Raw genomic sequence first — 13,153 nt, 5'->3', positions numbered from 1 at the left:
ATGATTGAATGATTGAATAAAAACAGTCATTGGGTCATTGGGTCATTGGGTCATTCGGTCATTATTTCCCCTCACAAATTCTGCCGCACGAGTTTGCGAAAAGCTAGATTCGGTTGAATGGTGGTGTCGAAGCCGGCTTGTGTGAAGAGTAGTCCGTAATAGTTTTTTTCGCGGTTAATCCATGCGTGCACGCCGCGGGCACTGAGGCAGGCCACTTCTTTCGCGACGTTATGCTGTATTTCATACCTCCACAGGCCTAATCCGTATGTCTGGTCCACATTGTTTGAATTGTCGGCCTCCATCGTTTCCACTGACGCCGAACTGAGCACACGTACCCCATTATACGTTCCTTTATTATAAATCATGGTCAGAAATCGCAGGTATTCGTTCATCGAGCACATAATCCCATATCCGGTAGCCGGGTTTTTGGGGTGATCGGGACTGTACACCACATCCTGCATGCCGCATTTTGATCCTACCCTTTCCTGAAAGATCTGCGCCCAGGGTTTCTTCTCAACAATCTCTGCTATCCTGGAAGCAACACCGTAAGATACACTTCCGTATAATGCGCCTTTGCCGGGTGCAAATTGCAGCTTGGTCCGGGTTGCTATACTATCGATATTCTGCTGGAGCGTCAGATCGCTCCGGGAGTCGAAACGTGATTCATAAACCAGGCCGGAAGTATGTGCCAGCAACTGCCGGAGTGTAATCTCCTTTTTATCGTTGTTAAATGATGGTATATACTTGCTCACTTTGTCGTCCAGCCCGAGCTTCCCGGCTTCCACGAGGGTCATGATCACCGCTGCGGTTACTGGCTTGGAAGCTGACATGATCGGCAGTCGCGAGTCGGTATTATATTCTCCCTGCCGGTAGCAAAACAGCGTTGAATCACTCCTGCCAATGTACACCATCACATTATTGGCATAGTTGGCCGAATTGTTTCTGAGAAAATTGTGAAAGGTAATCTTGTTCTTGATACTGGTAACCAGCGGAATATTCCCGGCCTTTTCAAAAATGATACTCCGTAGATCCGCATCTTTGGCAGAAACCGTGCTGTCTTTACAAGCTGTGCAAACGGTATCAATGGGGTTTAACGGATCTTGTTCCAGCTCTTGCGGTTTGGGTGAGTTTCGTTGCCCATCGCAGGAAATGGCCACAACAGCCAGCATAACCATAATCAGATGCTTCATATCCAGGTATTGTTATTCACAACTCAAAATGCTTTCCTAACACACCTGCAATTCCATAAAATGTACAGTACGTGCTGATACCAAAGATATTAAAATCCGGGAAAATAGCGGGCCGCAAATTGCCGGCCCGCTAAATTTCGTCCTTACCGCTGACTTTATTGATATGACAATGATCAGCTTCGATCAGGTACTCCTCGTCCACAACGGTTGCATTGCCCCTTTTCCCGATGAACCTGAAAACTTCCTTTCTGTTCTTCAGAAGTTCCTTGTAAGAATCATCCAGAATCCAGTACCAGCCCGATGACGGTTCAATACCGGGTTTGGCCCGGATCGTGTCTGAGGTAGACAAGCGGATCGTATAATAATCGCTTAGCGGCTCGCCTGAAATCTTGACGCCGACAGTCCGGAACTCTTCCGTGCAATTGATATCCTTTCGCCCCGGACCCGGTTCGCAGGCATTCGATCCCGCAACCAGTAGCAAACTAATGAGCAGTGGCAGTTTTTGAGCTTTCATAAATGTCCCCGATTATTTGCAGGAGGACGCTTAATTCTGCCGATTGGTTCGAAGAGGTTGAAAATACTAGCCTTAACTTTGCGAATATACGCCCAGCCTATTTCCCTCGGTGTCGGTGAACAGCGCATAAAAGCCCATTTCGGGGCTTATTTCCGTCTTCGGCACGATAATGGTTCCGCTGCTGGCTGCGACCCGGTCGAGTATCACCTGCAAATCGCTGCCCCCATTCAGATAAATAACCGCTCCGTCCGGCGACGGGTTATAGCCTTCTCCGGCAATGACAGAAACTGAAATATTGGTGCCGTCATTGGGGAAAAGCCCCATTCGTATGCCACCCATATCCACTTCCTCGATATCGATATTCAGTACCGCCTTGTAAAACGAAACTGCCCTGGTGAATTCGGACGCAGGGATTTCAAACATTGAAATAAAACTTTCCATTGTTAAATGCGATTAGTACGTCCGCAAGTTATCTACCGCAATATTCCTAAAATTGTAAAATTGCGACAGGTCAGTCTTTTTGATAAAATGCGGTGGAAAGTGTCAGTTCATTGTCCATTAGAAATTTGTTCGGACTGGTGCCGGTCAATTCCCTGAAATCTTTAATAAAATGGGCCTGGTCATAGTATTGGTTTTCCATGGCAAGGCTTGTCAGGCTAGGACCTTCATTATTCAGCAGCATGCGGAGCGCTGTTTGTAAACGGACGATCCTGGCCAGCTGTTTCGGACTAAGGCCAACCAGTCTGGAAAACCGTCGTTCGAGCTGCCTTCTTTTCGAGATATTATCCTTCAACATCTCCGCGACGTGAAGTCTTCCTTTTGTGTAAAGGATCAGGTCAACGGTTGATTTCAGGATGCTGTCGATATTGCCGAAGTCCTTTAACCGGTCTGATAAAAAGGTTTCGATATGCCTGATCCTCTCCGCTGTATCGGCAGCATTTGTGATGCTGTATTCCAGGCCGGCCGCAACATCCGGACCGAGCACAACCGACAATTCGGTTTCCCTATTTGCCAACTCCCTGATAGATAAAGCTGTGAAAGGAATTAATCCGCACGGAAAAAAACGCACGGCGAACGTATCCACGACACCCATTGGCTCTATAAAGAACGGCCTGGTAAACTGGCCTAATAGCATGGAGCGGGGCTGAATGATGCAGGTATTATCTTCGATATAGCGTTTTATATCGTCCCCGAGTGTAAAAATCATCTCAACGCAACCGTCGGGAACAACGCGCTGCTTTTGCCCGTCCGCATTCTCCGGAACCTGCAGTGTCCAGTAACAACTTACGAACTCAGCTAACCCGGTGTCAGGCTGGTAGGTTTGGTAATCCATGAGAACAAGAATCCAGGTTTTAACAACACTCAGTTTACAATATAGAGATTCAGCAAGCGTAATTTTACTGTGGTTGCCGGGTACACGTGCGAAAAACACCTGACCCTTGATTTGTTAAATCATAAACCCGGGCTATTTGGAAGCAAAAGACCTTCCGGATGAACAGGCTGGGGTATCAAATAAGCCCGAAACCTTGCAGGACAGTACGCAAACTCAGGCCGATCACCAGTATACCGACTGCAATCATGAGCACGCGGCTATTGATTTTTCCGACCAGCAATGCACCGAATGGTGCAGCGATGACGCCTCCCAATATCAACCCTAAAACTACCTGCCAGCTATCGATCCCGTTGAAGATCAGAAACGTAATTCCGCTTGAAAACGTGATTACAAATTCGGCAGCATTCACAGAACCTATCGTATACCGGGCGTTTCTTCCCTGCCCCAAAAGTGTTGACGTAACGATCGGCCCCCAACCTCCGCCGCCGACAGAATCCATAAAACCGCCCGTCGCTGCCAGCACACCGATTTGTTTTGTCTTGGTTTTGACCAATTTCTTTCTGACCGCCTTTCTAATGATGATGATACCCAGGATAAGCATGTAAATAGCAATGTAAGGCTTGACAACATCGCCATCGATCACGTCAGAAAGCAGGTATGCGCCAACTACTGCACCGATCACACCCGGGATCAGCAGACTCTTGAAGAGCTTTTTGTTGATATTCTTAAATCTAAAGTGGGATATTGCAGAAGCACCGGTAGTGAACATTTCCGCCACATGGACGCTGGTACTGCTAATCGCCGGTGTTACGCCAAGACTAAGCAGAAACGAAGTAGAAGTTACCCCGTAAGCCATTCCCAAAGCACCGTCCACGAGCTGGGCAGCCAGTCCTACCAGGAAATACTGCATGAATTTACTGTCCAGAAATGACTGCACCTGGACGGCATCAACAGAGAAGAACACAAAACCTGCCGAAATGATAAGCAAACTTACCGGCAAGAGGTACCACCATTTTGAAACAGGTATTAACTGGATAACCTTCGAAAACATAAGCTTTGAGTGAAATTGGGAATCACAAAAATAGCGGAATAGTTTAATCTACTAAACAAATAGAGTAAATAGTTTCCTGAATTCACTCCACCCTGATTTTTCCGGGCCAGCCTGGGATAGTGTTTTTAAACAGCCGACAGGATTTTCCAGCTATTCCAGCACCTTCGGGGCGGCAGCCGGCATTCCAGGATCGATTTCACATTTCAACGCGCTTTCTCATCAGATCAAAACGCAGAAAGTGCAGCTTATCCGGGAAGTCTTTCAGGAATGTTAAGGAGGCAATAATTTTGAAGCTTCAAAACAAAACATCATTCCAGCTATGAAAAATCTATCCGTTATCAAAAACCTTGCAGTATTGCTACTGCTCTGTATCTCAATCAGTTCCTGCAAGGAAAACAAAGAAGAGCAGCCAGCACCGGCACCAGATCTGGCAACCAAAGTCCAGGGTATTTACACGTTTTACGAACTTGAATTCGACGGGAAGGTTGTTCCCGCAGACGAAAGTAATCTGAAAGGAGATATCCGTATCACCAAAAAAACAGATACAACCGTCGATGCCAAACTTGATATCCGTACCAAAAATAATAATGAAGAGTTCATGGTTTATGATGTGACCGATATCAAGCTGAAAGAATTCGGAAATACTGTTGAACTGGTTTACGAGGGAGAAACCGTTGCCAAGATCAGCGGCAAGAGGCTTATCGTGAACGGGACCGACGAAACAGGTACCGATTTCACGATAACTGCGACACGATAAGTCAAATATTTTTAGGATGGGCCGGGTTGTCTTACCTTTACCGCAGTACAAACCGGTCCACTGATTTTGAAAAATAAAAAGATTATCTTCCTTATTCTTATAGCGCTCACGCTCGGTTTTATCATCTACGATTCCACCTCATTGCCCAGCGCGAAGAATTTGGAAGGTAATTTCAAAGAAGTTGCCGTTTACCGAAACGAAAATAATACCGGCCCGATCAACCGGGTTTACGCGGTAACGGTGGAAAGCCAGGTTTGGGACGAAATGAAAAAGTACGGCGATCTCATGCCCTACACCAAATACGGAACCACGACCGTCTATTTCTTCGACGCCTCCCAAAAAGCCCCCGACAAGCTGGCGCCAGCAGCGCCTCATTTTGAAGCTGCATTAAACTCCGGCTGTCTCGCTACCTACTCAAAAGACCAGAATGGCGAGGTTTCTTTCAAAAAATCTTCTTTTTAAAGATTTTCGGGTTAACCGTAAAAATGCCCTTTTCACGCATTGGCACTATTTAAAGTTTTTTTTTCACTCCCCCCACTCCCTTTTTAGCTTCCACCCGGTGACATAATCCCGGGGAGCGATCCGACAAGGGCATTTTTTCAGCAAGTATTCTGACTATCCTTCAAGGCTTTTATAGGTGTTTATCTCCTAACTCTAAAACCAAGCCTGATTATGCGCATGATACGTAGTTGTTTACCAGCCCTGGCCGGGCTGATGTTCCTTGCGGTTTCGGCCCTGGCACAGTCCCGGCAGGTTAGCGGCAAAGTCGTCGACGAAGCCAATGCGGCAGTCCCGGGTGCCAGCGTGCTGATCAAAGGCACGACTTCGGGAACCAATACCGATGCCGACGGAAAATTCACGATCAGCCTGCCCGAAGGGAATCAAAAGCTCACGATTTCTTCCATTGGTTTTCAAACTATCGATGCCGATGTTCCGCGTTCGATGTCTGAAATTACGGTGCGGCTGCCGGCCGATGTAAAAAGTCTGGGCGAAGTGGTCGTGACCGCGCTTGGTGTGCAGCAGAACACCCGGAACGTGGGTTATGCGGTCCAGCAGATCGGCGGGGGCAGCATTCAGGAGGCGCGGGAAGTGAACTATATCAATGCATTGCAGGGTAAACTGGCGGGTGTGCAAATCGGCGGCAACAGCGGCTCGATGGGCGGATCTTCCAGGGTGACGATCCGCGGGTTGAAATCCATTTCGGGCAATAATAATGCATTGTTCATTGTGGACGGGGTTCCGATGGCCAATATGAACATGAACTCCGTGGGCGTGACGGGCGGCCAGGGAACAGGCGGCGGCGGTTTCGACTATGGAAACCCGGCCCAGCTCATCAATCCCAATGATGTTGAAAATATCTCCGTGCTCAAAGGAGCGGCAGCCACCGCACTTTATGGAAGCCGCGGTCAAAACGGGGTAATTTATATTACTACCAAAACTGGCAAGGGCTCGGGTAACCTGTCATTGAACTATGATTTCAACATTCAGATGGACCAGGTTTCCTATCTTCCCAAATTCCAGAATTCGTACGGCGGCGGAGGAAGTTCAAATTTTACCAAACTTTACATCAAAGATAACCCGGGCGGCTTTTTACCGGGAGGTGGCACTTACGACGATAATGATGGAAAAGGCAAGTACGACCTCATTCCGGACTACGGTACTGACGAATCGTGGGGACCTAAGATGGACGGAACGCTGGTGCGGCATTACTGGTCATGGGACCAGGACCGCAGTAATCCAAATTTCGGAAAAACGGCCCCTTGGAGCGCGCATCCTGATAATGCAAAGGATTTTTTCAAAACCGGCATTACATTTTCCAATAACCTTTCCGTTGCCAGCAGCAGCGATAAAGGATCGATACGCTTCTCGGTCGGGCAGACAAAGCAGAATTTTATTTATCCAGGCAGCGAGCTGAAACGCTTTTTTATCAGCCTGAACACCACCTACAAGTTTACGGACAAATTTACTTTCAGCGGCGGGATCAATTATGTCAACGATCACTCGAAAGGAAGACCGGGAACAGGGTTTATGGGAAACAATCCGATGCTGTTTTACGTCATGTACGGGCAGCGCCAGATCGACGATGCGTATCTTAAAAATTATAAGTATGCCGACGGTACGGAGCAATCGTGGAACCGGACTGCATGGAATATCCAAAAGCCAGCATTCAGCCAGAACCCATATTGGAACCAGTACGAAAACTATAATACCGACGGGAACAACCGCTATTTCGGCAATGCCGGACTTACTTACAAGTTCACAGACTGGCTCTCCGCCGACGTGCGCGTGTTTTCCGACTTCTTCGACCACATGGACGAGGTACGCGGAGCGAAAGGTTTTTTTGTGGGCAGCTATGCAAAAAGGGCGCTTCGGAACAACGAAAACAACTACCAGGCTACGCTTAATGTGAATAAGAATCTGGGCGATAAGTTTACCCTGGAAGCTGTGGCCGGGGGCAATATCCTGAGCATTAAGTCTAGCATTGAGTCAGGTACAACGAATGGCGGCTTGCAGACACCACTGGTATATGTACTGCAAAACTCTGTCACGCCTGCAACCGTTTCGACGACTTTTGGCAACAAACAGATCAATTCACTTTTCGGGTCGGTTACATTGGGATACAATAAATACCTGTACCTGACTGCGACAGGTCGCAATGACTGGGCGTCGACCTTGAAACAGACGGGCAACTTTTCCTACTTCTACCCATCGATCGCTGGATCTTTCATCTTCTCCGACGTGATCCAGAAAACCTCCTGGCTCACGTTGGGTAAAGCCCGCCTGTCTTACGCACGCGTCGGTAATGATGCAGACCCGTATTCAGTATCAAGGTATTATGACATAGTAACCCAGTTCGGCACATTTCCGCTGCAAAGCACGCCCGACAGGCTCCATAATAGCCGCCTGAAACCGGAGCTTTCCGCAGAGGTGGAGGGAGGAGTTGATTTCAAATTCTTCAATGAAATTCTGGGGCTGAACTTCACTTACTATGACCGGCGCACCGAAAACCAGATCTGGAACGTGCAAATTCCGGCGGAAAGCGGCTTTTCTACCAAAATCGTCAACGGCGGAACGGTACAAAACAAGGGTATCGAACTTTCCGTGAACCTGATGCCGGTGATGACCAAAAATTTCAGCTGGCGGGCATCCCTTAATTTCTCAAAAAACAAGAACAAAGTGCTCGACCTGAACAGTCCGGATGAAAGCATTCAGGGAATCGAGCGGTTCGTAATAGGCACGGAGCGCCGCACAGGTCGCGTTTCGATGGTGGCACAAAAAGGTATGTCACTGGGTACCATGCTCGGAACCGATTATGTATATGACGGAAAAGGAAATAAAGTTGTTGGCGCAAACGGCACATACAGCGTAACCCCTACTCCGGTAATCATCGGCGACGCCAACCCGGATTTCATCGGCGGATTGAATAATACATTCAGTTTCAAAAGTCTGTATCTGTCAGCACTCGTCGATTTTCAGAAAGGCGGCGATTTCTTCTCTTATACCAATCTGTACGGCAACAAATCGGGCATGTTTGAAGAAACTGCTTTGCCGGGTATCCGCGAAAACGGGCTGGTTAATCCGGGGGTAAAAGAAGACGGCAGCCCGAACGACATTGTAGTGGCAGCCCGTACGCACTTTAACTCTGACGGTGGAAACCGGATCAGCAAAGCCAACTTATACGACGGCAGCTTCATTTACCTGCGTGAGGTAAGACTCGGCTGGCAGCTTCCGGATGCGCTCGCTAAAAAAATAAAAATGCAGGCAATGCGCTTTACACTTACCGGCCGCAATCTCTGGCTGATCAAAAGCAATGCGCCCAATGTGGATCCTGCTAATATCACTAATTCGATCGGCAACCAGATTGGCTTTGAAGGCGGCGCATTACCGCCGGTCCGCAGCTATGGGGCCAACCTGAACTTCACATTCTGACCATTTTTGAAAAAACTCATTTTAAAACATTCTGAATATGAAATTGAAAATCTTTATCCTGCTGACGGCGTGCATGTTCGTCCTCCCGGGATGCGATAATTTTGATACGTTAAACAGTGACCCGGCTCGTTCCGGCGAAACCCAGCCCGAATTTTTGTTGGCCAATGCGCAAAAACGTGCTTCCGACCTGCTCTACGATACTTATTTTAACGGGCGGATCGGAATGCAGCTGTCGCAATACTGGACCGGAACCGACAAAACCGGCGAGAGCAGGTTTTTATTCACCAACGATGGCCTCTGGAACGGCATGTACGCGGGCCCGCTCATGGACTTGCAGGAAATCGGAAATTATTACAAAAGACATCCGCAGGAAACCAGTGAGCATATGCTGGCAGTGACTGAGATCATGAAAGCCTGGCTATTCCACATTCTGACAGATGTTTATATCGACATTCCATACTCCCAGGCGCTGCAGGGCGATGAGACGGTGCAGCCGGTTTATGACAAAGGAAAAGATGTATATACCGCATTACTGGCTTCGCTGAAAACGCAGGTTGACATTTTGGCTGGCCCCACTGCCGGCGCAATCCGCGGTGATGTGATCGCTGGTGGAAGTGCGGCGCAATGGATCAGGATCGGCAATGCGCTGCGGATGCGGATCGCGATGAGAATGGCCGATGCGATGCCTGCGGAAGCCAAAATTGTGATTGAAGATGCTGTCAAAAATACTTTTACTGCCACAGCCCAGGACGCTTTTTTCCCCTATAACACGGCAGCCGCAACAAACCGGTTTCCTTACAACGATGTGGACCGCCCGCTTGTCGAATTCGCCGTTACTTCCACAGTTATAGACTATCTGAAAGAAGTAAAGGATCCCAGACTGACGGTATATGCGCGTCCCGACGAAACCAACGGGCAATATGTGGGCAAACCTTATGGCACGGAAGCCAATACACCTACCATGATCGGCTTATCGAAGCCGGGCGTGCTGGCTTTCAGCGGGTCAGCGAGGGGTAATATGATCACTTATGCGGAGGTTGCGTTTATTAAAGCGGAAGCAGCTGCGCGCGGGATGAATGTGGGCACCGTATCTGCGGAGCAGTTGTATAACGAAGCGGTAACCGCTGCCATGACGCAGTGGGGAATCACGGATGCGAAAGTGGTTTCCACTTATCTGGCGGGTGTACCTTACAAGGCCGGCAACTGGAAAAATGTCATTGGAACGCAAAAATGGCTGGCGTTATATATGCAGGGAATACAGGGCTGGATGGAAAGGCTCCGGCTGGATATCAAAAAACCAAACGGGGACACCTTATTTATCGCCCCTGCCTCGGGCAGTCTTGACCAGGAAGTGAAGGACGGTATTGTGAAGCGCCTGAAATATCCGAGCGCCAGCCGGGCTTCGAATACGGTCAACAGTGAAAATGCCGCCAAAAGTATCGGGGGCGATTCGCAGGCCACGAAAAACTGGTGGGACATTTACTAGGAATCTGCTCCGGGTCAACAGCCCGGAGCTTTTTTTTCAATTTCAATCAATAATATAACCTTAACATTTACGCACCCCTGAGTTCACACTACGATCCTACTTTTAGGTTTCAATAGCATCCTAATCAAGCAGGATTACTTGTGATCAGACACCTTCTTGGCAAACGTTACGCCTATTGCGGTTTCTTGCTCCTGATGCTCTGGCCCAGCGTTGAGTTCAAGGGCACTTTCGGTGCAATTTCAATAAAGCACGCGCACGATCCGGTGCTGACGGACACCTCGCAAAACGGTCGTTTTTCAGTACTTACCTACAATATTGCCGGCTTACCGGAGATCATTTCCAGCGCGCAGACGGAACGGGCGGCCAGCATTGCCGAGATCGGTAAGCGGTTGAACCCTTTTGATATCGTGCATGTGCAGGAAGATTTCCACTACCATACCGAGCTGTACACCTCAGGTAATGCACACCCCTACCGGACTGAATCGAAAGGCAATATTCCTTTCGGTGACGGGCTGAATACGCTTTCCCGGTACCCCATTTCATTTATCAAACGGATTCCGTGGAATGATTGCACCGGCGCGGATTGTCTTACCCCAAAAGGCTTCACCCACTCGCGGGTACAGATCGGCAAAGCGCTTTTTATCGATTTGTACAACATTCATTCAAATGCATTCAACGACCCGGAAGCAGCGGCGGCCCGGCGGAAGAATATTGATCAATTATCCTCATTTATAAAAGATCATTCTGCGGGAAACGCGGTGATCGTGATGGGTGATCTGAATGGGCGCTATCAGTTTGCGTCAGACAATATTCAAAAACTATTGAATAACAATGACTTGCGCGACGCCTGGGTAATGCTCCGAAACAAGGGCCAGCTTCCAGTGGCTTCGTCCAAACTTCCTCCACGCGATATTCTGCACCTGACAGAAAACACTGAGTCGATCGATAAGATCCTATTTCGCAGCAGCGACGCGCTGGAACTCTTCCCTACCCGGTACGCGCTGCATGCCAACCTCTTTGAAAATCAGACGGGTGAGCCGCTGTCAGACCATCTTCCCGTCGGGCTGACTTTCAACTGGAAACTTCGGAAAAGTTTATGAAAATAGCTTTGCCGCGACGCGGAATGTATTGGTGTGCGCCTCGATGATCGTTTTGAGCTGCGGGGAATAGCCTCCCCCCATACTGCATTGCACCGGAATACCACGACTGGCGGCGAGCTGCAATACCATCTCGTCACGCAACTGGCAACCCCGCGCAGTGCAGGACATCCGGCCAATTTTGTCGGTTTGTAAAATATCCACTCCGGCCTGGTAAAATATAAAATCAGGCTTAACTCTTTCGACGAGTCCGGGCAATGTATTTGCTAAAATTTGAAGGTACTCGGCATCTTCTATCCTGTCTTGCAGTGGCAAGTCCAGGTCACTTTTCTCTTTACGGAACGGATAATTATTTTTTCCGTGCATCGAAAACGTGAATACCTCAGGCTGGTCCTGGAAAATATTAGCCGTTCCGTTTCCCTGATGTACATCGAGATCGATGATGAGTATTTGTTTTGCCTTTCCGTGGTCCAGCAGATATTGCGCAGCAACTGCGTGGTCGTTGATCATACAAAATCCTTCCCCCTGGTCGCGCCCGGCATGGTGCGTGCCGCCGGCTATATTGAATGCAATGCCTGTTTCGAATGCTTTCAGCGCTCCTTCAACGGTTCCGTTCGTGATCCGCAATTCCCGCTCCACCAACAGGGGCGACTGCTCAAAACCGATCCGTCGCATTTCCTGTTTGCTCAACTTGCATCGCACAAACCGGTCGATATATTCCTTCCCATGCACGGCATAAACCGGTTGCATCGCGATAGGTTCCGGGTCAAAAAAATCGCTTTGTTCCACGAACCCCTCCCGCAGCAGCTGCAAAGGCAACAGCTCATATTTATCCATCGGAAACCGATGCCCCTCCGGTACCGGGTATTTATAAATGGGGTTGTAAGCGATTGGAAACATGTGGTGGCACCGGGCTAACCTCGATCATTAAATCTGTCTTACCCCCGGCTTGTTGATAATCCATTGCCGGCCCTTGTTCCGGTAACCGTGGATATTGGCACTTATAAATACAATCACCGCAGCCCCGATAGCAGCGTATACGATCGGTTGCGCCCCGTTCCAGTTTGCAACTGCTACCGCTACCAACGCCCAAACACCCACCATTGCCGACTCGCGCAGGTTGCGTTTCCAGGTGATGAATATATTAATCGCCGCAGCGGCCAGAATCATGCCGATCGTCCAGGCTTGCGCCGGGAGACCGAAGCCTGACCAGCCCGTCTTGGTAAGATAAGCTGCGATATTTGCGATCAATGCTACATTGATCCAGCCCAGGTAAAATGCAAACGGCCAGCTTTCCAGCGCAATTTGTTTGAAAGAAATAATATCCATCTGCATTCTTGTTGCCAGCACAATGCGGATCAGGCAAGCCAGTAATGCGATCATGATCAGTACCGACAAACCGGTATAATCATAAAGCCAGGCGATTACCCACAGGCAGTTTGCGACACAGGAAAGTACAAATGTCCACCCGATCCTGTTCACAACGTCGGGCGTTTTACGGTTACGATTAAACAATCCCTTACTCTGGTGGATCACAAAGCCGGCCAATCCCAGATAAATAAATCCCCAGATCGAAAATGCATAGCCTGCCGGCGTAAACAGGTTTTCGTAAGATGCTGATACCGACGCCATCGTTTCGTTATTAAAGAGCCCGGTATTGGAAAGGTAATTCACGACAATCGTCGCGATCAATGCGATGATATTCGCCATTTGCAAGGTCTTTTGCATAGTTATGATGTGTTGCGTTTTACTTCCATTGAATTATATTACACCATACACAATTATTGTTCCTGCA

At 48.7% G+C, this 13,153-nt stretch carries 12 protein-coding genes; 5 read left to right on the top strand and 7 right to left on the bottom strand.

Annotated features, from left to right (window positions below; genetic code table 11):
- Nucleotides 1-71: 71 nt before the first annotated feature.
- The 5 genes from FXO21_RS21770 to FXO21_RS21750 form a co-directional block, all read right to left on the bottom strand.
- Entirely contained in the window at nucleotides 72-1,190 is a 1,119-nt protein-coding gene (locus FXO21_RS21770; protein WP_149642054.1) for a serine hydrolase domain-containing protein, read from the bottom strand.
- A gap of 130 nt (nucleotides 1,191-1,320) precedes the next feature.
- Nucleotides 1,321-1,704, bottom strand: a complete 384-nt coding sequence (locus FXO21_RS21765; protein ID WP_149642053.1) for a hypothetical protein — start codon at nucleotides 1,702-1,704, stop codon at nucleotides 1,321-1,323.
- 72 nt (nucleotides 1,705-1,776) lie between these two features.
- Nucleotides 1,777-2,145 (bottom strand): VOC family protein, encoded by a 369-nt coding sequence (locus FXO21_RS21760; protein ID WP_149642052.1) that lies wholly within the window; start codon nucleotides 2,143-2,145, stop codon nucleotides 1,777-1,779.
- Nucleotides 2,146-2,215: 70 nt separating this feature from the next.
- Nucleotides 2,216-3,037, bottom strand: coding sequence for an AraC family transcriptional regulator (locus FXO21_RS21755; RefSeq protein ID WP_149642051.1), 822 nt, complete (start codon nucleotides 3,035-3,037; stop codon nucleotides 2,216-2,218).
- 175 nt (nucleotides 3,038-3,212) lie between these two features.
- Nucleotides 3,213-4,088, bottom strand: coding sequence for a sulfite exporter TauE/SafE family protein (locus FXO21_RS21750; RefSeq protein WP_149642050.1), 876 nt, complete (start codon nucleotides 4,086-4,088; stop codon nucleotides 3,213-3,215).
- Nucleotides 4,089-4,407: 319 nt separating this feature from the next.
- Here FXO21_RS21750 and FXO21_RS21745 point away from each other — a divergent pair, with 319 nt between their 5' ends.
- The 5 genes from FXO21_RS21745 to FXO21_RS21725 all read left to right on the top strand — a co-directional run bounded on the left by FXO21_RS21745 (nucleotide 4,408) and on the right by FXO21_RS21725 (nucleotide 11,361).
- Nucleotides 4,408-4,845, top strand: coding sequence for a hypothetical protein (locus FXO21_RS21745; protein ID WP_149642049.1), 438 nt, complete (start codon nucleotides 4,408-4,410; stop codon nucleotides 4,843-4,845).
- A gap of 66 nt (nucleotides 4,846-4,911) precedes the next feature.
- Nucleotides 4,912-5,307 (top strand): hypothetical protein, encoded by a 396-nt coding sequence (locus tag FXO21_RS21740; protein ID WP_225865797.1) that lies wholly within the window; start codon nucleotides 4,912-4,914, stop codon nucleotides 5,305-5,307.
- 210 nt (nucleotides 5,308-5,517) lie between these two features.
- Nucleotides 5,518-8,775 carry a SusC/RagA family TonB-linked outer membrane protein gene (locus tag FXO21_RS21735; RefSeq protein ID WP_149642047.1) on the top strand — a complete coding sequence of 1,086 codons (3,258 nt, stop codon included), beginning with the start codon at nucleotides 5,518-5,520 and terminating at the stop codon, nucleotides 8,773-8,775.
- Between the two features lie 37 nt (nucleotides 8,776-8,812).
- Nucleotides 8,813-10,261 carry a SusD/RagB family nutrient-binding outer membrane lipoprotein gene (locus tag FXO21_RS21730; RefSeq protein WP_149642046.1) on the top strand — a complete coding sequence of 483 codons (1,449 nt, stop codon included), beginning with the start codon at nucleotides 8,813-8,815 and terminating at the stop codon, nucleotides 10,259-10,261.
- A 140-nt stretch (nucleotides 10,262-10,401) separates the two neighbouring features.
- Nucleotides 10,402-11,361 (top strand): endonuclease/exonuclease/phosphatase family protein, encoded by a 960-nt coding sequence (locus FXO21_RS21725; RefSeq protein WP_225865796.1) that lies wholly within the window; start codon nucleotides 10,402-10,404, stop codon nucleotides 11,359-11,361.
- On the opposite strand, the gene FXO21_RS21720 is transcribed toward FXO21_RS21725, so the two are convergent.
- Nucleotides 11,356-12,258, bottom strand: a complete 903-nt coding sequence (locus FXO21_RS21720) for a histone deacetylase family protein (protein ID WP_149642045.1) — start codon at nucleotides 12,256-12,258, stop codon at nucleotides 11,356-11,358. The two genes, FXO21_RS21725 and FXO21_RS21720, sit on opposite strands and share 6 nt — an antisense overlap.
- Nucleotides 12,259-12,285: 27 nt before the next feature.
- A complete protein-coding gene (locus FXO21_RS21715; protein WP_149642044.1) occupies nucleotides 12,286-13,086 on the bottom strand; it encodes a tryptophan-rich sensory protein in 801 nt (266 codons plus the stop codon).
- Between the last annotated feature and the right edge of the window lie 67 nt (nucleotides 13,087-13,153).

The organism is Dyadobacter sp. UC 10, assembly GCF_008369915.1.
In the GTDB taxonomy this organism is placed as follows: domain Bacteria; phylum Bacteroidota; class Bacteroidia; order Cytophagales; family Spirosomataceae; genus Dyadobacter.
This window is presented reverse-complemented; position numbering and strand designations above follow the sequence as displayed.

Coding starts and splice junctions, on each gene's coding strand:
- FXO21_RS21770 (WP_149642054.1), bottom strand. CDS start 1,190: ATGAAGCATCTGATTATGGTTATGCTGGCTGTTGTGGCCATTTCCTGC.
- FXO21_RS21765 (WP_149642053.1), bottom strand. CDS start 1,704: ATGAAAGCTCAAAAACTGCCACTGCTCATTAGTTTGCTACTGGTTGCG.
- FXO21_RS21760 (WP_149642052.1), bottom strand. CDS start 2,145: ATGGAAAGTTTTATTTCAATGTTTGAAATCCCTGCGTCCGAATTCACC.
- FXO21_RS21755 (WP_149642051.1), bottom strand. CDS start 3,037: ATGGATTACCAAACCTACCAGCCTGACACCGGGTTAGCTGAGTTCGTA.
- FXO21_RS21750 (WP_149642050.1), bottom strand. CDS start 4,088: ATGTTTTCGAAGGTTATCCAGTTAATACCTGTTTCAAAATGGTGGTAC.
- FXO21_RS21745 (WP_149642049.1), top strand. CDS start 4,408: ATGAAAAATCTATCCGTTATCAAAAACCTTGCAGTATTGCTACTGCTC.
- FXO21_RS21735 (WP_149642047.1), top strand. CDS start 5,518: ATGCGCATGATACGTAGTTGTTTACCAGCCCTGGCCGGGCTGATGTTC.
- FXO21_RS21730 (WP_149642046.1), top strand. CDS start 8,813: ATGAAATTGAAAATCTTTATCCTGCTGACGGCGTGCATGTTCGTCCTC.
- FXO21_RS21720 (WP_149642045.1), bottom strand. CDS start 12,258: ATGTTTCCAATCGCTTACAACCCCATTTATAAATACCCGGTACCGGAG.
- FXO21_RS21715 (WP_149642044.1), bottom strand. CDS start 13,086: ATGCAAAAGACCTTGCAAATGGCGAATATCATCGCATTGATCGCGACG.